The 19,532-nt window shown below is 45.5% G+C and carries 19 protein-coding genes and 1 tRNA gene; 11 read left to right on the top strand and 9 right to left on the bottom strand.

From position 1 onward, the window contains the following. The first annotated feature begins 94 nt into the window (after nucleotides 1-94). Both QUA80_RS06775 and QUA80_RS06770 read left to right on the top strand, forming a co-directional pair. On the top strand, nucleotides 95-541 hold the full coding sequence (locus tag QUA80_RS06775) for a helix-turn-helix domain-containing protein (protein ID WP_333083361.1): 447 nt from the start codon (nucleotides 95-97) through the stop codon (nucleotides 539-541). A gap of 19 nt (nucleotides 542-560) precedes the next feature. Next, nucleotides 561-1,139, top strand: coding sequence for a PIN domain-containing protein (locus QUA80_RS06770; protein WP_333422585.1), 579 nt, complete (start codon nucleotides 561-563; stop codon nucleotides 1,137-1,139). 18 nt (nucleotides 1,140-1,157) lie between these two features. Here QUA80_RS06770 and QUA80_RS06765 read toward each other — a convergent pair whose 3' ends face one another. Then, complete coding sequence (locus tag QUA80_RS06765) at nucleotides 1,158-2,330, bottom strand: DNA cytosine methyltransferase (protein ID WP_333422583.1); 1,173 nt, start codon at nucleotides 2,328-2,330, stop codon at nucleotides 1,158-1,160. Between the two features lie 396 nt (nucleotides 2,331-2,726). On the opposite strand from QUA80_RS06765, the gene QUA80_RS06760 reads away from it, so the two are divergent. Together QUA80_RS06760 and QUA80_RS06755 are read left to right on the top strand one after the other, a co-directional pair. Further along, nucleotides 2,727-3,197, top strand: a complete 471-nt coding sequence (locus QUA80_RS06760) for a helix-turn-helix domain-containing protein (protein ID WP_333422581.1) — start codon at nucleotides 2,727-2,729, stop codon at nucleotides 3,195-3,197. 12 nt (nucleotides 3,198-3,209) lie between these two features. After that, nucleotides 3,210-3,431, top strand: a complete 222-nt coding sequence (locus QUA80_RS06755) for a type II toxin-antitoxin system HicB family antitoxin (RefSeq protein ID WP_333422579.1) — start codon at nucleotides 3,210-3,212, stop codon at nucleotides 3,429-3,431. A gap of 19 nt (nucleotides 3,432-3,450) precedes the next feature. Here QUA80_RS06755 and QUA80_RS06750 read toward each other — a convergent pair whose 3' ends face one another. Beyond that, nucleotides 3,451-4,980 carry a YifB family Mg chelatase-like AAA ATPase gene (locus QUA80_RS06750; RefSeq protein WP_333422578.1) on the bottom strand — a complete coding sequence of 510 codons (1,530 nt, stop codon included), beginning with the start codon at nucleotides 4,978-4,980 and terminating at the stop codon, nucleotides 3,451-3,453. A gap of 212 nt (nucleotides 4,981-5,192) precedes the next feature. On the opposite strand from QUA80_RS06750, the gene QUA80_RS06745 reads away from it, so the two are divergent. The 3 genes from QUA80_RS06745 (at nucleotide 5,193) to lnt (ending at nucleotide 9,103) form a co-directional block, all read left to right on the top strand. Beyond that, nucleotides 5,193-5,540, top strand: coding sequence for a histidine triad nucleotide-binding protein (locus QUA80_RS06745; RefSeq protein ID WP_333422576.1), 348 nt, complete (start codon nucleotides 5,193-5,195; stop codon nucleotides 5,538-5,540). Between the two features lie 549 nt (nucleotides 5,541-6,089). Continuing rightward, nucleotides 6,090-7,172, top strand: coding sequence for a photosystem II q(b) protein (gene psbA, locus QUA80_RS06740; RefSeq protein WP_333422574.1), 1,083 nt, complete (start codon nucleotides 6,090-6,092; stop codon nucleotides 7,170-7,172). 281 nt (nucleotides 7,173-7,453) lie between these two features. Next, a complete protein-coding gene (gene lnt, locus QUA80_RS06735) occupies nucleotides 7,454-9,103 on the top strand; it encodes an apolipoprotein N-acyltransferase (RefSeq protein WP_333422681.1) in 1,650 nt (549 codons plus the stop codon). Nucleotides 9,104-9,176: 73 nt separating this feature from the next. On the opposite strand, the gene QUA80_RS06730 is transcribed toward lnt, so the two are convergent. After that, entirely contained in the window at nucleotides 9,177-10,082 is a 906-nt protein-coding gene (locus QUA80_RS06730; protein ID WP_333422572.1) for a bestrophin family ion channel, read from the bottom strand. 365 nt (nucleotides 10,083-10,447) lie between these two features. Here QUA80_RS06730 and recJ point away from each other — a divergent pair, with 365 nt between their 5' ends. Then, nucleotides 10,448-12,529, top strand: coding sequence for a single-stranded-DNA-specific exonuclease RecJ (gene recJ, locus QUA80_RS06725; RefSeq protein ID WP_333422570.1), 2,082 nt, complete (start codon nucleotides 10,448-10,450; stop codon nucleotides 12,527-12,529). Nucleotides 12,530-12,665: 136 nt separating this feature from the next. On the opposite strand, the gene psb30 is transcribed toward recJ, so the two are convergent. Further along, nucleotides 12,666-12,806, bottom strand: coding sequence for a photosystem II reaction center protein Ycf12/Psb30 (gene psb30 / locus QUA80_RS06720; RefSeq protein WP_172188356.1), 141 nt, complete (start codon nucleotides 12,804-12,806; stop codon nucleotides 12,666-12,668). Between the two features lie 357 nt (nucleotides 12,807-13,163). On the opposite strand from psb30, the gene QUA80_RS06715 reads away from it, so the two are divergent. The 3 genes from QUA80_RS06715 to QUA80_RS06705 all read left to right on the top strand — a co-directional run bounded on the left by QUA80_RS06715 (nucleotide 13,164) and on the right by QUA80_RS06705 (nucleotide 14,449). Further along, the gene (locus QUA80_RS06715; RefSeq protein ID WP_333422568.1) at nucleotides 13,164-13,529 is read left to right on the top strand and encodes a YkgJ family cysteine cluster protein; all 366 of its coding nucleotides are present in this window, start codon (nucleotides 13,164-13,166) and stop codon (nucleotides 13,527-13,529) included. Nucleotides 13,530-13,610: 81 nt separating this feature from the next. Continuing rightward, on the top strand, nucleotides 13,611-13,934 hold the full coding sequence (locus QUA80_RS06710; RefSeq protein WP_333422566.1) for a hypothetical protein: 324 nt from the start codon (nucleotides 13,611-13,613) through the stop codon (nucleotides 13,932-13,934). A gap of 227 nt (nucleotides 13,935-14,161) precedes the next feature. Then, on the top strand, nucleotides 14,162-14,449 hold the full coding sequence (locus tag QUA80_RS06705) for a YggT family protein (protein ID WP_333238974.1): 288 nt from the start codon (nucleotides 14,162-14,164) through the stop codon (nucleotides 14,447-14,449). Nucleotides 14,450-15,435: 986 nt separating this feature from the next. On the opposite strand, the gene QUA80_RS33710 is transcribed toward QUA80_RS06705, so the two are convergent. The 5 genes from QUA80_RS33710 to QUA80_RS06685 form a co-directional block, all read right to left on the bottom strand. Further along, nucleotides 15,436-15,687, bottom strand: coding sequence for a helix-turn-helix domain-containing protein (locus tag QUA80_RS33710; protein ID WP_445302208.1), 252 nt, complete (start codon nucleotides 15,685-15,687; stop codon nucleotides 15,436-15,438). Next, a complete protein-coding gene (locus QUA80_RS06700) occupies nucleotides 15,684-15,833 on the bottom strand; it encodes a hypothetical protein (protein ID WP_333422564.1) in 150 nt (49 codons plus the stop codon). Before QUA80_RS06700 ends, QUA80_RS33710 begins: the two co-directional genes overlap by 4 nt. 175 nt (nucleotides 15,834-16,008) lie before the next feature. Continuing rightward, entirely contained in the window at nucleotides 16,009-16,242 is a 234-nt protein-coding gene (locus QUA80_RS06695) for a hypothetical protein (protein WP_333422562.1), read from the bottom strand. Nucleotides 16,243-16,323: 81 nt separating this feature from the next. Further along, nucleotides 16,324-16,410, bottom strand: a tRNA-Ser gene (locus tag QUA80_RS06690). Nucleotides 16,411-16,470: 60 nt separating this feature from the next. Next, nucleotides 16,471-19,101 (bottom strand): ComEC/Rec2 family competence protein, encoded by a 2,631-nt coding sequence (locus tag QUA80_RS06685; RefSeq protein ID WP_333422560.1) that lies wholly within the window; start codon nucleotides 19,099-19,101, stop codon nucleotides 16,471-16,473. Nucleotides 19,102-19,532: the final 431 nt, after the last annotated feature.

The raw sequence follows: 19,532 nt of genomic DNA, 5'->3' as shown, positions 1-19,532 counted from the left end.
GCAACGAAATATCGTGAAAAACCCGGTTTCTTTGCTCGAAGTGAGTCCAAAACTACATAAATCAGAGAAAAACACCTCAAAAGAGAGACTTGCTATGTTGAAGCAAAAAGAGTCCCCAGAGTCAGTTTTGACTCCAGATCAAGAAAAAGAAGCCATAGCGCAATTAAAGCAGATTCTCAGCCTCGAATCTTCACAACTAAAATTAGTGGCAAGTAACGGAGAAGAAATTCTCATTCCCGAATCAGTTTACAGTTTACTCGGTCAAGTTGTCCAAGCAATGGCATCAGGTCAAGCTATTTCCATCGTGCGTCACAATCGCGAACTGACAACACAGGAAGCTGCTAATATTCTGAATGTATCGCGACCATTTTTAGTAAAATTACTGGAAAACGGAGAAATTCCCCATATCAAAGTTGGTTCCCATCGGCGCATACTTTTCCAAGATTTAATGATTTATAAGGAACAGCGGAAAGTCAAGCGCCGCCAACTCTTGGATGAGCTAATCGAGATGACTGAGGAAGCTGGCTTGTACGAGGAATAGGACTAATTTAACCTCTAATATGACTAAACTTAGTGTTGTACTTGATGCTTGTGTCCTTTTCCCGATGTATTTGCGCGATACTCTGCTTTCCACTGCTGATGAAGGTTTGTATTTACCATATTGGTCTCAGAAAATCCTCGATGAGGCAATAGACAACCTGATCGGTGGAGGAAAGCTTTCGCAGGAGAAAGCAAAGAATCTTGAAAATCAAATCAAATTAGCTTTTCCTGAAGCGATGGTTGAAGTGCCTGTCGGGCTAGAGGAAGCAATGACAAATGACCCTAAAGACCGTCACGTTCTTGCCGCAGCCGTAACGGCTAAGGCTGATGTCATCGTTACCAATAATCTCAATGATTTCAGAGAAAACGATCTAGCTCCTTGGAACATTAAAGCACAGTCACCCGATGAGTTTCTGAGCGATTTATTGGACGAATACCCGGACTCAATAGTTGATTTATTACAGCAACAGTCTCAAAAGTACAAAAATCCCCCCAAGACTTTTACTGAATTAATTAATTTTTTAGGTGAAAAAGCAGGTACACCAAAGTTTGCCAGTAATATATTATTAAAAGTTCAGCGTCGCGAGGAAAATCAGTAATATCTTATTTGCTAATTCTTAGGCTTTGCCTGGAAGAGTAACTTTACTAGGTTTGTTCAAAGCAATATAGCTCAAATAGGGAATAAGTGCAAAGCCGATACACTCCGCTAAACGGGGCGGCACGGCATTTCCAATTTGCCACATTGCCTTTTTCATAGAACCTTCAAAAATAAATGAATCCGGGAAAGTTTGCAATCTAGCCATTTCACGAGCTGAAATCACGCGGTTGAGATAAGGATGAATATGAGTGCCGCCGTGATTTTCTTTAACAGTCATACTCGGTTTGCCCGGATACTGTCGCTTGAAAGCATCGGCGTAGCTTTCATACAAAGAACCGCCTGGTGGAACTTTAGCAAGTCTTTCCATGTACTCAACAGAATGACGAGTCCATTCGTGGTTAATTTCTGGTATGGGAGTATATTCTGGTAAATCATCAATTGCTGACTCAATCGCTTTGTATTGTTCGGGTAACAATTGCGGTTTCGGATAGGGATTTTGCATCCCGAATCTATTGGCAATAAAAATAGCTCGCGGGCGGATTTGCGGGACTCCATAGGTTGCGGATTCCAGAACAGCAACGGACATATGGGGATAGCCAATTTCCTCAAAAGCCTCGCAAATCGCTTGCTTAACAGCCCCTTTTTGGATAGTCAATATTCCGGGTACGTTTTCCATGACAACATACCAAGGACGTATTTCAGAGACAACGCGGACAAACTCTCTAAAGAGGCGATTTCGAGGGTCGTTGGGGTCGCGTTTTCCTGCAACTGAGAAGCCTTGACACGGCGGCCCGCCTACCACAACATGAACTTCTGGCGAACCAATTTCAGCGAGCAACTTTTGGGGATTTAAGTTTTTTATATCGTCGCACAAGTGATGGCAATCGGGAAAGTTTTTTGTATGAGTTGCCGAGGCGATCGCATTAATTTCAACGCTTGCTACTGGTCGAAAACCTGCTTGCAATAAACCTTGGGTCATGCCGCCCGCACCGCAAAAAAGATCGACAAATGTATAGTCTGATTTTGGCAGTGACTGAGATTCAACATCAATGAATATCTTGTAGGGATCGCAGTCATTTGCTTCTAGTTCGCGTTGGATGCGTTCGTAACGCCCTAATTTTGCTTTCTTCTGCTTTTTGACAGGAATTGGTTCTTTTTCGTTTGAGAATAAAGACAGTTGTATTGCTTCCATTTTATATTTTTTTACTGAGTTCTATCTGATGTTGCCCACTTGGGGCAGGGTGTAGGGCTCGATCGCGCTTGGAGTCGGAGAGTGCGATCGTCCTATTGTACATCTGCAAGGCATCCGTCTTGAGTCGGCATGGGAAATTTCGGGCGATCGAACTTTCCGATTTCTGGATTTGAATATTTCGTTTGTTTCGGATATTGCGTTTACGGCACGAAAAGTGTTATCGTCAAAACAACTGAGTATGCGCCGGAGACTTACACGCGGCTAGCCAGAAACCAGGTTTTTTCGCGACTCTGCTGGTAGCAACGAAATATTTTCGTGAAAAACCCGGTTTCTTTGGTCGAAGTGAGTCCAAAACTACATAAATCAGACAAAAACACATTAAAAGAGAGACTTGCTATGTTGAAGCAAAAATCATCGCCAGAGTCTGTTTTACCTCCAGAAAAAGAACAAGAATCCATAGCACAATTAGCACAGATACTTAGCCGAGAATCTGCACAACCAAAATTAGTCACAAGTAACGGAGAAGAGATTCTAATTCCAGAATCAGTCTGCAATATCCTGCGTCAAGCTGTACAAGCAATGGCATCAGATCGGGCTGTTTCGATAGTTCGTTACAATCGCGAACTGACGACGCAGCAAGCTGCTAATATCCTGAATGTATCGCGACCTTTCCTTGTCAAGTTGCTAGATGAAGGAGCAATTCCTTATATCAAAGTAGGTTCCCATCGGCGGATTCGATTTAAGGATTTAATCATTTATCGAGAACAGCGAAAAGTGATGCGTCGCCAAGGACTTAAGGAATTAACTCAATTTCTTCAAGAGGAAGGATTTTACGAAGCAGGAATACACGATATAGCTCACAATTAAGGATGATGAATCATGAAAGACTATCACATCAATATTTTTTACAGCAACGAAGATGAAAGCTACATTGCCGATATTCCTGATTTAAAATACTGTTCTGCTTTTGGCGAAACCCCAGAATCAGCTTTGCAGGAAGTACAGATTGCTAAAACAGCATGGCTGGAAGCTGCAAAAGCTGCGGGAAAACCCATTCCCGAACCAAAATACCGACCTGCAATATATCAACTTACGACTTGAAAAACATCGCACATCCACCTTACTGCATCCGATCGATCGTCCGATACTGCACTGCCTCTCCCACATGATTCGTTTTCAAGCTTTCATCCCCCGACAAATCAGCAATAGTTCTAGCAACCTTCAAAATTCGATCGCTAGCCCTCGCCGACAGCCCCAACTTCCGAATCGCCATCTCCAATAAATTCCGAGAAGCATCATCCAACTGACACCATTTGTTAATGTGACTGCTTTGCATCTCTGCGTTGCAGCGCAAGCTAGATTCCGACTGAAAACGGCGAGTTGCGATCTCTCGCGCCCGCTGCACCCTCACCCGGACCGGTTCCGACTCCTCGCCCGTCGGCTGTCGCGTAATTTCCTCGGGTTTCAAACGATTAACCGCCACTTGCAAATCAATCCGATCCATCAAAGGCCCCGAAAGTTTTGCCCAATATTGCTCCCTCTTTTGCGGCGAACAAGTACACTGTTGAATCGAATCGCCGTAATAACCGCAAGCGCAAGGATTCGTACTTGCAACTAATGTGAATTGCGCCGGAAACATCACCGATTGTCTAGTTCGAGAAATTGTCACATAACCGTCTTCCAGCGGTTGCCGCAAAAACTCCAAAACATCTCTTTTAAACTCAGTTAATTCATCCAAAAAAAGTATGCCGCGGTGTGCTAAAGAAATTTCGCCCGGACGCGGAAAACTGCCGCCACCTACTAAAGAAGGCCCCGATGCCGAATGGTGAGGACTGCGAAAAGGCCGATCGCCCACCAAGCTTCCCTTATCCTTCAACAACCCAGCCACCGAATGAATTTGAGTTACATCCAAAGCTTCCTCAAAAGTCAGCGGCGGCAAAATACCCGGCAAACGCCTCGCCAACATCGTCTTACCGCTCCCTGGCGGCCCCACAAAAATTAAATTGTGCCCCCCCGCCGCCGCAATTTCCAAAGCCCGCCGCGCGTGAATTTGCCCCTTTACATCCTTTAAATCTAAACCCGAAAACCGCGTTTTAGCTAACTCTTCTCGACCGTTTACTTCTACAGGCGAATAAACTTCAGGATTGTTTAAAAAATCAGTAACTGCAAAAATATTCTCAAAACCATAAACAGATATTCCGTGCACCAAAGCCGCTTCCTGCGCGTTACCAGCCGGTACAACTAATCCTGAAATACCCATTTTTTGAGCAGCAGCGGCGATCGGCAAAACCCCAGCCACAGCCCGCAAACTCCCATCTAAAGAAAGTTCCCCTAAAAACAAATAATCTCCCAAAAGTTCAGGGCTGACTTGTTCCGATGCTGCCAAAATCCCAATGGCGATCGGCAAATCAAAACTCGGCCCTTCCTTCCGCAAATCCGCCGGAGTTAAATTAATCACAATACTCCGCATCGGAAAAGCATATCCCGAATTTTTTAGCGTAGCCTTAACCCTTTCTTTAGCTTCTTGCACCGCAGAATCTGGCAATCCCACAACCACAATTTTCGGGAGTCCCCCCGATACATCAGCCTCGACACCCACCTTTACCGCGTCAATTCCTACGATCGATGCACTCCAAACCCTAGCAAGCATTTTTCTTTATCCTTAATTTGCCTGTCCCTGATTCATCATCTATTATGATTAACAATGACTAATGAATATCGGAAGAGGCAAGAAAAACTTTTCCTTGCCTCTTCTTTTTCTCCTCTTCCCTCTCTCCTGCTGGGTCTTCCCTCTTCCCTCTTCCCGACATCCGTTACATCCGTTACATCCGTTACATCCGTTGCCGAACTTCGTTAACACCCATGACAACTCAAGAAACGCTTTTCAGCAAAATCATCCGCAAAGAGATTCCCGCAGACATCGTTTATGAGGACGACTTGGCCCTGGCGTTTAAAGATATCCATCCGCAAGCGCCCGTCCACATCCTCGTCATTCCCAAACAGCCTATTCCCAAATTAGCCGATGCCGAGTCGGGAGATCGCGATCTCATGGGACACCTGCTGCTGACTGTCAAACGGGTAGCAGAACAACTCGGACTCAGCAACGGTTATCGCGTCGTCATTAATACTGGCAGCGACGGCGGTCAAACTGTAGACCACCTGCACCTTCACATTCTCGGCGGACGGCAGATGAAGTGGCCTCCAGGCTAAAGGCTAATTTTTACGCATAAATTGCGGACTCATCCTCAGAAACCCGGTTGATTTCTATTGCCAAGCGCCTCAGAAACCGGGTTTCTTTTTTCGTCAATAAACCCGGTTGATTGGCTCTTATTGAGAATGCAGCCCGATCGCACTCAAAACCAGCTTTTCAGCATTCTCCCGATACAAACTTACCCTCCGAGAATCCACCGACGATATGTAAATAAATATTAAAAATCATCTCTTCACGAGCTAATTAACAGATATTTAAATAGAAAGATAATCGACCTGAACAAAAATAATTCGCTCAAGCTGCTGAACCAATCTACAAACAATAGATTCAGTTCTTCAGGTCGCTATATTTAACCCGTTCGGCGTGTAATTTTACTTTGTAAAAAACTACAAAAATTTACTAAAATTTAAGCTTGTGTAAATGTTTGTAAAATATTTAAATAGTAACCACTAATCCCTTGGCAAACTTTAGTAAATGATGTTACTAATATAAACGTGGGATATCCCCACAACGAACCTTGAAAATTCAATTAAGCAATCATAAACCAAATGACAACAACCTTACAGCGTCGTGAAAACGCCAACGTTTGGGAACGTTACTGCGAGTGGGTAACTAGCACGGACAACCGCATTTATGTGGGTTGGTTCGGGACTCTGATGATTCCTACTCTGCTGACAGCCACCGTCTGTTACATCATCGCCTTCGTCGCTGCTCCTCCAGTGGACATCGACGGCATCCGCGAACCAGTAGCAGGTTCCTTGATGTACGGCAACAACATCATTACTGGTGCAGTTGTTCCTTCGTCAAACGCGATCGGGCTTCACTTCTACCCCATCTGGGAAGCAGCTTCCCTCGATGAGTGGTTGTACAACGGCGGCCCCTACCAGCTCGTAGTTTTCCACTTCCTGATCGGCATTTTTTGCTACATGGGCCGTCAGTGGGAACTGAGCTACCGCTTAGGAATGCGTCCTTGGATCTGCGTAGCCTACTCTGCACCTGTGGCATCTGCTACCGCAGTATTCTTGATTTACCCGATCGGACAAGGCAGCTTTTCTGACGGTATGCCCTTGGGTATCTCCGGCACATTCAACTTCATGATCGTGTTCCAAGCCGAGCACAACATCCTGATGCACCCCTTCCACATGTTGGGAGTAGCCGGTGTCTTCGGTGGTTCTTTGTTCTCCGCAATGCACGGTTCTTTAGTTACCTCTTCTTTGGTTCGCGAGACAACCGAAACCGAATCGCAAAACAACGGTTACAAATTCGGTCAAGAAGAAGAAACTTACAACATCGTCGCAGCCCACGGCTACTTCGGTCGTTTGATCTTCCAATACGCGAGCTTTAACAACAGCCGTTCTTTGCACTTCTTTTTAGGTGCATGGCCAGTTATCGGTATCTGGTTTACCGCTTTGGGTATTTCCACGATGGCGTTCAACCTCAACGGTTTCAACTTCAACCAATCGATTATCGACTCGCAAGGTCGCGTCATCAATACTTGGGCTGATGTGATCAACCGCGCTAACTTGGGTATGGAAGTAATGCACGAGCGCAACGCTCACAACTTCCCCCTTGACTTGGCCGCTAGTGAAGTCACCCCTGTAGCAATGGTTGCTCCTTCCATCAACGGCTAAATTTAGCTTTTGATTAACAAAAAGCGCTCCTAGAAATAGGGGCGCTTTTTGTTTTGGCAAGTAGAATTTGATAGATTTCCTTCTGTTAAATCCGTTAAATCCATTAAATCCCATACACTGGGCGTTGCCGAACTTCCCGATCGATCTGATATATTGATTGAGAATTATTATTTTTAGCAAGCATCAAAGTGGCGATATTTAACAGGCCAAAATTGGAAAAACTCGCGGTTCATAACTCTAAAATATTAGCCTGGGCGATCGCATTTTTGAGCGGCATTTTGATGGCATTGACAACCGCACCAGTAAATGCTTGGCTGTTGGCTTGGGTAGCATTAGCTCCCCTGTGGGTTTTGGTTGTCAGTTATCAAAAGCCAAAAATAGAAGAACAAAAACAAAAATTTCTCTTTCTTCCTTCTTTCCTCAACATCCATCCGTTACAGAATCCGTTGCCGAACTTCCTTCTTCCTTTACTCTGGGGAATTGGCTATCACGGATTAGCTTTATCTTGGATTATGGGAATTCACCCGATGACTTGGTTGGGAGTTCCTTGGTGGCCGAGTTTGGCGATCGCACTTTTTTGCTGGGCATTCATCACCCTGTGGGGAGCCGCCTTAGTCGCCGTTTGGGCGTGGCTATTTGCGATCGCAATTTCCAAAATTAATGGCACAGGCATCTTGCCTGTGATTCCCCAAAAAATTAGTGGCACAGGCATCTTGCCTGTGATTTCCCAAAAAATTAGTGGCACAGGCATCTTGCCTGTGATTCGCGTTTTAATTGGCACAGCTTTGTGGTGCGCCTTAGAAAGTATTTGGAGTACAGGTTCGCTGTGGTGGACATCCCTATCTTACACGCAAAGCCCCCACAATTTAGCAATATTGCACCTCGGTCAACTCTCCGGGCCCAGCGCAGTAACAGCGGCAATTGTAGCAGTAAACGGCTTAATCGCCGAAGCTTTTATTGAAGGAAGAAGGAAGAAGGAAGAAGGAAGAAGGAAGAAGTGGATTCCTTATATTTTGCCTGCGAGTTTGTGTTTAGTTTTGCATATTGCAGGATGGAGCTTATACAACCGCCCTTTGAATCAAGAAGCTGCAACCGCTTTAAAAATTGGTATTATTCAAGGCAACATTCCTAACGAGATTAAGTTTGATTCAGGGGGTTGGAGGCGCGCTTTGGAAGGTTACACCACTGGATACAAACAGTTGGCAGACAGGAAAGTCGATGCTGTGTTAATTCCAGAGACAGCTTTGCCTTTTATCTGGACAAACGAGTATCAGCGTTCTACTCTTTCTTTTTACCAAGCTATTCTCGAACGCGGCGTTGTGGCATGGGTGGGAGGATTCGGACAGCAAGAGAATAGTATCACTAACAGCTTATTGGCGATCGATCGCACGGGAGAAATTGTCGGCCGCTATGATAAACTAAAGCTAGTACCTTTAGGCGAATATATCCCTTTTTACGAAATCTTAGGCGGTATTATTAATCGGCTTTCTCCCTTAGATGCTCATTTAGTACCCGGCAATTCTCAACAATTGTTTGATACACCGTTTGGCCGCGCCATTGTCGGAATTTGTTACGATTCGGCGTTTGCTGAAATTTTCCGATATCAGGCGGCGAATGGAGGCGAATTTATGCTCACAGCTTCCAACAATGCCCATTATAAACCGCCCATGTTGGCTCAGCACCATGCTCTCGATGTAATGCGGGCAATTGAAACTGATAGATGGGCAGTTATCGCAACTAATACGGGTTACTCTGCTTTTGTAACTCCTCGCGGCGAGACGGTTTGGAAGTCGGGAATTAATACGTATGAAGTCCGAGATGCTACTATTTATCGGCGGCAAACTCGAACTTTCTACGTGAAGTGGGGAGATTGGCTGACGCCAGTATTGTTAGTATTGGCTGGGTTAATGCGGTTGAGTGTTAGAAATTAACCAGAAAATTTTAGATTTTAGATTTTATATACCAATCTAAAATCTAAAATCTAAAATCTAAAATCGAATGACTCTACTTATCTTTCACGTGTTCGTGAATGCTAGGAGATAAAGAAATTAAATCATCGATATTGCGCTTCATGGTAGCACAAATGTTGTCCAAAGGCAAATCATTTGCATCGTGTCCGAAGGGATTTTCTATTTCAATGCCGATTTCTTCGATGCCGAACAAAGTAAAACTAATTAAAGCCACAATAGGGCCGGTTCCCCAAGTCAAATCGTTCACCATTTGAAAGGGCAGTGCCAAACAGTAAAGCAACAATAGTTGTTTCAGGTGAATCGCGTAAGCCAAAGGAATAGGCGTCTTCAGAATCCGCTCGCAGCCGCCTAATACATCAATCATAGAGTTGAGCAACTCCTTCATAGCAGTTAACTGATAGACATCAATGCAATTGCCCTCATACTGCTCGTGCAAGTAATCCTCAATCCAAAAGGCAATTTCTAGGGGCGGATTGTTCATCGACTTGAGCTTTTGGTACTGGGCTGGGGACATTAACGGCTCCACTTCTGGATTTACAGATTCTTGCCGCAAGTGCAGTTTCATCGCCACTGCAAAGGCAGGTAACAGGCGCAGGGCAGACTTTTTCAGTGTGATATCCTGCGGCTCTTTTTCTTCAATGGCTACCCAGATTTGACGCGCCAAATTGCGGACATTGTTGATTAACGTACCCCAAAATTTTCGACCTTCCCAAAATCTTTCGTAGGCTGTATTTGTCCGAAAAACTAACAGTAAACCCAGGACAATGCTCGGTACAATACTCGACAACATCGGCAGGGAAACCGGCAACTCAAAAAAGTGCAGCAGGGAAATAAAAACTCCAAAGCCGCCGCACACCAAAACGCGGGGCAAAATGGAGGGAATGACAGACCCTCGAACCTGTAATACAACTTTAAACCAAGGCGGCCGATCGTCACTCATGCAAGTCTCCTCCTTAAATTAGCACTCTGCGCCCTAGCTCGGGTGTCGCAAATACCTGCTAGACTTAGTTCTTCGACTCCCGCCAGTAGATTGGAGATTCAAGATTTTAGATTGACTCCACAGATAAATCTGGGGGTTTGAACTTTGGTCTAAAATTTTTTGGTCTCCACGACTGCTGTCAGCGCTTGTATCCCTATTTGGGTGGGTGAGAGCTTCCGAAAAAAGCTTTCCTACAAACAACCTTTGGATTTTAACCAAAAAACTCATCAGCATCAATCTAAAATCTAAAATCTAAAATCTAAAATTGATTGACTGAGGCACTTAATTCGGTAAGATTAATCATGTATCTTTAAACCTCAGCTTCCGTGCAAGAGCTACCGACATCTGTGCCTCCGTATTTTCACCGATTGCCAAACCAACGGTGGCAAATTTATTCACCTCAAACACAGCAAGCCGAACAGTTGGCCTCCGAAATCGGTTTGTCGCCCTTGCTAGCACAGGTGCTGATTAACCGCGGCATAGATTCTGTTAAAGAAGTGCAAGGGTTTATCGAACCGGAATCTCTGGTTTTGCCCGCGCCAACGGATGAGTTTCCAGATTTGGCTGCGAGTGTCAAATTGTTGCGGGAGGCGATTTCGGGAGGGCAAAAAATTGCGATTTGCGGCGACTACGATGCTGACGGGATGACGAGCACGGCTTTGTTGCTGCGAGCTCTGAGGACTCTGGGGGCGAATGTGGATTATGCTATTCCCAGCCGGATGCGAGAAGGTTACGGGATTAACGATCGCATTGTAGAAGAATTTCACTCCGAAGGTGTGGCTCTCATTCTCACTGTTGACAACGGAATTGCAGCCTGCGGCCCGGTTGCCAGAGCGCGAGAACTCGGTGTCAAAGTTATTATTACAGACCACCACGATTTGCCGCCAAAGCTACCGCCGGCAGATGCTATTCTCAACCCGAAATTAATTGCGGAATCTTCACCTTATCGCGGTTTGGCTGGCGTAGGCGTTGCTTATGTTTTGGCTATTACTTTGGCTCAGGATATGAAAAAAGTGGGCGGGTTGGTGAATCCGCTGCTGGAGTTATTTACTTTAGGAACTATTGCGGATTTAGCGCCTTTGACAGGAGTTAATCGGCGCTGGGTGAAGCGTGGTTTGCGGCTGTTACCTCACTCGACATTGGCGGGTGTTCAGGCTTTGATTCAGGTGTCTGGAGTGCAGCCGGGAAGTGCAGAAAGTCCTTCAATTCTTAACTCGCAAAATAAAACTAAGAATTCCTTAAAGCCTGAAGATATTGGTTTTCGGCTAGGGCCCCGGATTAATGCTGTGGGGCGGCTGGCTGACCCTCAAATTGTGATAGAGTTGCTGACTGCAGACGATCGCGAATTGGCTCTCAAAAATGCGATGCAGTGCGAACAAATCAATCAGCGCAGGCAGGAGTTGTGCCAGGAAATTGAGCAGGAAGCCATTGCTTGGTGCGAGAATAGTGCGATAGACTTGCAGCAAGAACGGGTTTTAGTTGTCGTGCAGCCCGGTTGGCACCACGGGGTGATCGGGATTGTAGCTTCTCGGTTAGTGGAACGCTACGGCGTACCCGTGTTTATCGGTACTTTTGAGGATGAGGCTGCAGGGGCGGTTGCCCATAAAATTGTCAGGGGTTCGGCGAGGGGAATTCCTGAGTTTAATGTATTTGACGGGCTGAATTTTTGCGCGGATTTATTAACTAAATTTGGCGGACACAAAGCGGCGGGCGGTTTTTCGATGCCGGCTGACAACCTCGAACAATTCCGCAATCAACTGTCAATTTTTGCCAATCAATGTTTGCAGCCGGAACATCTAAAACCTCTGGTTTCAGTAGATGTGCGAGCCGATTTTGCTGAGATTAATCTCGACCTTTACCAACAAATTGATGCTCTGGAACCTTGCGGTATTGAAAATAAGGCTCCTGTATTTTGGACGCCTAATGTTTGCATAACTGAACAGAAAATTGTCGGTAAAGGAGGTCACGTTAAACTAACTGCAACTCAAGATGGAAATTTATCGGCTAGTGTGAAGGCGATTGCTTGGCGTTGGGGCGAATATTTTCCTTTGCCCCGGCGGGTTGATATTGCTTACCGATTGCGGGAAAATAGTTTTAATGGCAAGACATCGGTTGAGTTAGAATTGTTGGGTGTTCGGCTGCCGGCAGGTGCTGCTAGTTCGAGGCCGCCGATGTTCGGCAAAGTGGAGTTTGATTATTGCGATCGCACTTATTCTTGCAGTCTGTCTCCCGCCGGATCGAGCGAGGAATTGAGAATTCGCAACTCTCAAGGGCAAGTTCTGGTGGTTGCACCCGGACAAAACATCGGTTTGTTGGGCAACTCCCGCAAAGATGCTAGAGAAGTCGATGTATCTCTACCTTTTTTTGAGAATTTGATTCAAACTGCTAAACACGCCCTGGGTATTTGATAACTCGGTATTCGAGCGCTCGGTATTTGATAACAAAGCAGGTGCAGCAGGGAAAATTGGCGATCGAGCGTTTTGAATTTTGCATAATTTAAAACTCCAAACTCCCAACTCTCGATCGCCCCGGAGCGTGCTATAATTACAGGTCGCCGCCTCTAGCTGCCAGCAGAAAAATCACGATCGGGCCCGAAAGCACGACGGCTGCGAGTAAAGCTACCTGAACAATGAGTTGGTAGTTTATACCGCCCAGGCCGCTGAAAAGATCGGTTATAAAGTCCATGTGTCCTCCTGACTGTAGTGATTAAGTCTAGATTGTTGAATTAGAAAATCCGCTTCTGATTTTACCGGGCTACCGTCCCTATTTTTTAAGGAACTTTACAAAATTCAACAAAATGTAAACTACGATCGACCTCCCAGTCACAAGAAACCAGGGACTTGATGCCCCTTCCCGGAAAGTCCCCCCAATCTAAAATCTAAAGTCTAAAATCTAAAATCGAACCGCCCCTTGGGGATATCCGCCTCCGGGGCTGGCAATTGATATACTTGAAGGGCCCCAATCTCCTAAAGTTTGGGATTTTCCACATAACGATCCGAATCTAAAATCTAAAATCTAAAATCTAAAATCTAAAATCAAACTATGGCTACTTGGCGTTGCGTAAAGCAGTGCGGTGCTTGTTGTTACCTCGACCCAACAGAACGCCCTGACTTAGACGAGTATTTATCTGAAGACGAATTAGCGCTCTACTTGAGCTTAGTCGGAGACGACGGTTGGTGTATCAATTTTGACAAAGCGACGCGAGAATGCGGAATTTATCCCGATCGACCGCGCTTTTGTCGGGTAGACTCAGAGGTGTTTGAGGAAATGTACGGCATTGAGACTGCTGAATTGAACGATTTCGCGATCGAGTGCTGCTTAGAGCACATAGAAGACCTTTATGGCGATCGATCTTTGGAGATGATCCGCTTTAACTCTGAAGTCGGAATTCTCGCCTTACCTGAGTGACCACTAAAAATCTCCCGGTTTCTCACCGGGAGAGTGTCAAAATAAACAAATTAAAGAAATATCGCGCAGTTGAGTTGAGCCATGAGCAATCGAGAGGGTTTTACAGGGGGATTTATTGCCGGAGCTGCTGTTGGCGGCTTGGTGGGTGCAGTTTTGGGCGCGGTGCTGTCGCAGCGCGCTGCTGAAGCTTTGCTGAGTGAACCTTCAGACACAAAAACCAGAAAAATCCGCCAGAGGAAAGCCAGCCAACTCGAAGCCGAAGGGATGGAAGTAGCGAGGCTGAGTTTAGAAGATAAAATTGCCCAGCTAAATCAGGCAATAGATGACGTGCGGCTGCAACTCGGCGACGTAAACGGGAACGCGCCGGCGCCGGGCAGCGAGGGTTCGATCGCCCCAGACTCCTAACTCAATTTAAGATTTGAGATTAGTCGGGCAGATGCTGGCTACTCACGCCCCGAGCACCATTCTCGCTTAACGGGCCTTTCTGGCCTGTGAAGCCAAGAGTGAGTTTTATAGTGGCCGTCGCTCTTCTAGCGCGCCCGCAAACAGCCTCATGCTCACCCTCTGCCCCACCTATGCTAAACTTTAAGTTAAAGTGTCTGTAAACTTTACTCAAACTTCAACGAGAATATATGAGTTATTCCATAGGCCTTTTGGCAACCACGCTGTCCACATTTCTGCAAATCTATGTAGTCCTAATGATTTTTCGGGTGCTGTTAAGCTGGTTCCCGAATATCAATTGGTACGACCCCCCGTTTTCAATCTTGAGTCAGTTAACAGACCCTTACCTGAATCTATTCCGATCGATTATTCCTCCCTTAGGAGGGATTGACTTTTCGCCGCTGATTGCGTTTTTTGTACTTCAGTTCGGCTCGGAATTCTTGATCGGTCTTTTGACCAGCTTGCAAACAGCATTTTAGTTAGAAAAGCTTAATTTTTTAAGCATCGAGCGTAAATTCTTGGGCAGACGTAGCAGCAGGCAACTAAATTTTAGATTTGACCTTTTTAGATAACTCCCCGGTTGAAAAGCTGGGGAGTTTATCGTACTTGACACTCAAGCGGGCTGAAGCCACGCTCGATTCTGCTGACAGAATAGGTTTAGTCTGGACTTCCCCCTGCAAATATACTTACATAGGCTCAAAAGCCTATCATTGCAAAAGTTTCCATTGTTGAGTAAAATTTCTGTAGCCATGTAGGTTATTCACGCCTGCAAGCTTACGCCAATTATATTGAATCTATGGCGTTCTGCGATCTCGCCAAAACGGCTATTGCTTTAACTTGGGTACAGTTTTTTCACTCAACAATTGAAACCTATAATTGATAAATGTTTTAGATATTTTATTACATTTGTACGGGGGAAGTCCAGTCTAAACTCCAAATCTTTAGCTCTACCTAAATATTTGTAAGCTACTTGACGAAACTCTTCAAGTCTGGCATTTTTCATGTTGGCAGGTGAGTAATTGTAGTTCTTTTCTCACTTTCTGCCAAAAGGGGGCTGTATTCAATCAGACACCCCTTTTTTTCTCGATCGTTCCCCATCTGATAATGATAATCGAATATGGGGCGGTGGGAGAGAAACGAGCGACAATCGTTTCTCTCCCACCCTTTTCATGATTATGATTATTGTCTGATAATTGGAGCAAATATACTACAGGATTGTCAAAGGTCGCGGATGCTTTGAGGCTGAAAAGATAATATTTTTAATCTCTAATTCCATTTGATTTGCGTTCTCTCATATCGCTTTTAGTCTAAACTCCAGGTCTAAGCGTAGTTCTCTCACTTTTGCTGTCAAGCCTTGACTACTGCGTAAAGTTTTTTTAATGTCAGTTGATGTCGCTGCAAAGCACGACACATCCTACTTTTACTCACCCAACTCTCGTAGGTATTTCCCCAATATTCGCAGTATTCATATCAGGTTGCATGACTGATACAGAGTTACCATTAAGGTTAACTCATGTGCACGTTGAGCTAATTCACTCCGCTCTCGGGCTCCCGTTTTTTTTGGGTGAAGATGCCCTGCAACTTTCTGTTTTTTCAGTAGTTTTTGGACAAAACTTTTAGAGACATCAAATCTGGCAGCTACTTTTCTAATCGAAGTGTTCCCTTGTGAGTACGCTTTGACTATTTTTTGTCTAAATTCGATCGAGTAAGCTTTCATAAGACACTTGCTGGCGAACGAGTGATTTCAGCGGATTTTAGACGATTAGTTATGCGATCGTACACAGGTTGCGGTTCGATCGTACACTGACTGCTATAGGCGATCGTACTGTTAGCTTGTAAACTCCCAAATTGACTGTACCTCATAAACCTGCAATTTGCTGTATCTGTCAAGTTAATTTCTTTAATTGTCGAGTAATTTGAAAAAAAGTGACACTAAATCCACAAAAATTAGATGGTAAAATTTTTGAGGGCTCTTAATTCATGAAAAGTATCAGCCCTCCGGGCCCGATCTGCGGAATGTGGGTATTAAATAAAACCCTCAGTTATCCTGACTATGCAGGACTACCGCAAATAAAAAATCAGCTCCGATCGTCGCAGTATTTCCAGAAGCGGCCAACTTGCTCAACCAGTTAAAAGCGCGGCGCAAAAAGTCAAGGGCGGACTTGGCAGACGTGGAGACAATTTTAGAAATACTTTTGTCCTGACCGATCGCCCTGACAAGGTGTGGAGGTAAAGCAAAAAGTGGTATATACCGCAGTGGTGCATATACCACTCATATATACCACTGCCTGTAAAACTGCACCTGTGGCTAAAAAAGCTGATAGCCTCAAAGCTTTGTGGAGTAAGGGATATACGGAGAGGGTGGGATTTGAACCCACGTTAGAGTTACCCCTAAAGTAGATTTCGAGTCTACCGCATTCAACCGCTCTGCCACCTCTCCAATTGATTTGAGATGTGAGCTAAAAGCATCTTACCCCACAGTGTGCCAGATTGTAAATCTTTATAAAAAAGAAGTTTGATTTTCTTCAGATTCCAAAGTGGTCTTAAATCCCCCTGCTGGAGTCCACTGGAGGGCTCCGTCGCGCCCTGTCCAGAATATCTGGGTTTTGCTTTGGCGCAGTTGGGCGGCGGTTTCTGGGTCGATTTCGTCAGCAGATGCGATCGCCACTTGCGGCCCAACCGCGCTTAATAACTCAGCCGTCAAGGTTTTTCCCGACCACCACAGCACTTGAGCCGGCTTCAATGTTCCCGTTGCTGCCAATTTTTTTTGCGCTTCCGGTGTCATTTCACCGACTAGCAACCAAGTTCTATTGCCCACCAGCAATTCTACCACCGGAATCTCCGCATCCACGAACTGCAACCGCGTCGAACCCAGATCGACTGTACTGTTAGTTTCTAAAGGAATGTAAACGCATTGGCGCGATTGCACAGCAGTCATAAATTCCTGATTGCTAGGGCGGTGAATTTGTTTCGGAACTCTATTATCATAAAATGTTTTAATTGGCAAGCGTTCTAGTAATTTTCCCCAACCACCGCTCAAACCTAAATGACCGTGAGAGGCGATCGCAAAATTCACAGAATTAATTCCTTGTTGCTGCAAAAAAGGCAGCACTGTAAACCTCACAGTATTTTCATCACCGCTATTGATCAGCGCCACTTTTCCCCTATCTTGAATTACTAAAACTGGTTCCCCAGATGTCGCCAGCAAAGTAACTTGAAATAAAGATGCTTGAACGTGCCAAGCTGGCAAAACTATGATACTTATTCCCGCCACCAGCGCCAGCGGTAAAATCCAAGCCGCAGAAAAAACTGGCAGCGCAATAACTCTACTTTTCCCTTTCTTCCCTTTCCCCTTTTCCTGGTTTTTCCCTCGGACTGCTTCCGGCTTCCGTCTTTTTTCTTCCTTCCTACTTCTATCCTTTACATCCGTTACAGAATCTGTTGCCGAACTTGCTTCTTCCTTCTTCTTTCTGCCCCCGAGCCAAACCCAGCAAATTAAACTGTAAAGTGCGATTAGCTGAAACACCGATACTTGACCGACAGCTACCGAATTACCGGGTAATTGCGAGAAATATTGGGCGATCGCAATTAAGCCCTTTGCCGGATAGTCCAGAAGTTGCGCTAAAACAGTGCCAGCCGGCGGAAAAATCAATCCAGCTAAAGCGCTAACCATCCCCCCAATACTCAAAATCCACAGCAAAGGAGCCGCAATAATATTAACTAAAATGCTGTAAGGTGATACGACACTAAAAACGTAAAGTAACAGCGGCAAGACCCAAACTGAAGCGGCGATCGGAACCACAAAAATTGAAGCGATCGCGGGAGGCATCCAGTCCAACTTTGCCATCAGTGGCGGCGTTGTCACGATTAACCCCAAAGTGGCCAAAAAACTCAGTTGGAAACCTAAATCCCAAATCCACAAAGGGTTAAAAATCAGTAAAATAGTAGCAGCGATTAACAGCAATCCCAGCGGCTTAATTGCACGGTTCAACACCAAAGCAAATAGTGTTCCAAATCCCATCAAAGCGGCGCGGCATACAGAAGCTTCAAAGCCAGTTAACGCCACGAGAAAAAATAAAGCACCGACGCCAAAACAAAATTGTAATTGTTTGGAAAAACGCCTGGTTAAAGCTAGAACTAAAGCCAAAACCATCGAAACTTGAGTGCCGGAAGCTGCGATCGCGTGGGCCAATCCAGCCTGCACAAAATAGTCGCGGATGTTGTAAGGTAAATCTACTGCTTGTTTGCCGAGGGCGATCGCACCGATCAGCGGGCCTTCAGGAACATTCAACTGAGATAGCTGCGATCGCACGATCCGCTGCCGCATCGCTTGAATTTTCGATGGCTGCATCCCGCTTGGCTCGAAGAAAGCAGCCGTTTGGCTGTTAACTCGATTGACATCCGCGATCGCATTTTCTCTCCTCCAGTCAATTTGACGCCCTTTTAGCCCTGCAAAAGCTCCTTCCCTGGCTAAATATTCTTGAAAATCAAAAGCCCCCGGATTCGACGGCGGCTGCGGTTTGTACAAGGAACCCACAACTGCGATCGTATTGTCGGAGTACAAGCCAGTTGCTTGCAGCAGGGGCACTGTAACGTAGAGTTTGCCGGATACTGGGCGGTTTACAACTGCTCCTCCCTCGCTGCCGTTGATTTCGCTAACTAAATCTGTTTCCAGCCAAAATTGCGATCGACCCGATCGAGTCAATCGAGGCGTACCGACCACTCTACCGCGAACTGTCACTGCGACTTCTTGAGTATTTCCGCCAGCCGGAATCAGTTTGCTGATGTCATCTATTGCCGGTTGGGGCGATCGAACTGCAAAATAAACGCTAGCTAGAAATGCTAGCAAACCCGCAACTGCCCACACCCATTTCGCTCTCGGCAGCATCTCCAACAAACTCAACTCTTCCCTCGCATCTAAGGGTTCTTCTAGAGCATTTTCTTTTTGTCTGCTGCGTCTTTTCTTGGTAACTTTGACCGAATTTCGAGCAAATTTTCGCAATAATTTCGGCAGGGCGATCGCCACCGCTATTCCCAAAGCAAGTATCGCGTATCTACCCCAAGGAACCGCTGTAGAAATCAATCCCAAAATGTAGGCAAGACAGAAAATTGCACCCGTTGCTTGATTCATTAATTAGTAATTTAGAGGGGGAATATTTCAGGGAAACCTATGCGGGACTTATGCACTCCTTACAAAAAAAACCGGGTTTTTCAACCTAGACAGGACTTACGCATCGGGGCCGGTGAAACCGGGTTTTTACCGAATCTGGGGTCTACAACCCGTCTTTTCGTAAAAAAGCCCGGTTTCTAAACAATCATGCGTAACTCCTACTAGATAAAAAGCTAAATGCCGTGTATTTAGATTAGGAGTTATATCAACTCCGGTAGCATCGGAATTAATATTACCCACAGTCAGGACACCGCGAGATCGAGAGTGTCCCTACAATTAATCCGGGTAGGGACACTCTCGATCTCGCCGTCTCCTCAGTATCATTCCGATGCTACCGCAAACGATATTACGCACGGGTGGTCAGAAACCGAGTTTTTGCGAAAATACTGCAT

It is taken from the genome of Microcoleus sp. F4-D5 (genome assembly GCF_036704885.1).
GTDB lineage: Bacteria > Cyanobacteriota > Cyanobacteriia > Cyanobacteriales > Microcoleaceae > Microcoleus.
The sequence above is the reverse complement of the archived record's forward strand: the minus strand, read 5'-3'. Positions and strand labels throughout refer to the sequence as shown.

Excerpts from the sequence above, each read along its gene's own strand:
- QUA80_RS06700 (WP_333422564.1), bottom strand. The coding sequence starts at position 15,833 with ATGAGGTACAGTCAATTTGGGAGTTTACAAGCTAACAGTACGATCGCC.
- psb30 (WP_172188356.1), bottom strand. The coding sequence starts at position 12,806 with ATGGACTTTATAACCGATCTTTTCAGCGGCCTGGGCGGTATAAACTAC.
- QUA80_RS06770 (WP_333422585.1), top strand. The coding sequence starts at position 561 with ATGACTAAACTTAGTGTTGTACTTGATGCTTGTGTCCTTTTCCCGATG.
- lnt (WP_333422681.1), top strand. The coding sequence starts at position 7,454 with ATGGCATTGACAACCGCACCAGTAAATGCTTGGCTGTTGGCTTGGGTA.
- QUA80_RS06730 (WP_333422572.1), bottom strand. The coding sequence starts at position 10,082 with ATGAGTGACGATCGGCCGCCTTGGTTTAAAGTTGTATTACAGGTTCGA.
- QUA80_RS06760 (WP_333422581.1), top strand. The coding sequence starts at position 2,727 with ATGTTGAAGCAAAAATCATCGCCAGAGTCTGTTTTACCTCCAGAAAAA.
- QUA80_RS06755 (WP_333422579.1), top strand. The coding sequence starts at position 3,210 with ATGAAAGACTATCACATCAATATTTTTTACAGCAACGAAGATGAAAGC.
- QUA80_RS06775 (WP_333083361.1), top strand. The coding sequence starts at position 95 with ATGTTGAAGCAAAAAGAGTCCCCAGAGTCAGTTTTGACTCCAGATCAA.
- QUA80_RS33710 (WP_445302208.1), bottom strand. The coding sequence starts at position 15,687 with ATGAAAGCTTACTCGATCGAATTTAGACAAAAAATAGTCAAAGCGTAC.
- psbA (WP_333422574.1), top strand. The coding sequence starts at position 6,090 with ATGACAACAACCTTACAGCGTCGTGAAAACGCCAACGTTTGGGAACGT.
- QUA80_RS06715 (WP_333422568.1), top strand. The coding sequence starts at position 13,164 with ATGGCTACTTGGCGTTGCGTAAAGCAGTGCGGTGCTTGTTGTTACCTC.
- QUA80_RS06710 (WP_333422566.1), top strand. The coding sequence starts at position 13,611 with ATGAGCAATCGAGAGGGTTTTACAGGGGGATTTATTGCCGGAGCTGCT.
- QUA80_RS06745 (WP_333422576.1), top strand. The coding sequence starts at position 5,193 with ATGACAACTCAAGAAACGCTTTTCAGCAAAATCATCCGCAAAGAGATT.
- QUA80_RS06685 (WP_333422560.1), bottom strand. The coding sequence starts at position 19,101 with ATGAATCAAGCAACGGGTGCAATTTTCTGTCTTGCCTACATTTTGGGA.
- QUA80_RS06705 (WP_333238974.1), top strand. The coding sequence starts at position 14,162 with ATGAGTTATTCCATAGGCCTTTTGGCAACCACGCTGTCCACATTTCTG.
- QUA80_RS06750 (WP_333422578.1), bottom strand. The coding sequence starts at position 4,980 with ATGCTTGCTAGGGTTTGGAGTGCATCGATCGTAGGAATTGACGCGGTA.
- QUA80_RS06765 (WP_333422583.1), bottom strand. The coding sequence starts at position 2,330 with ATGGAAGCAATACAACTGTCTTTATTCTCAAACGAAAAAGAACCAATT.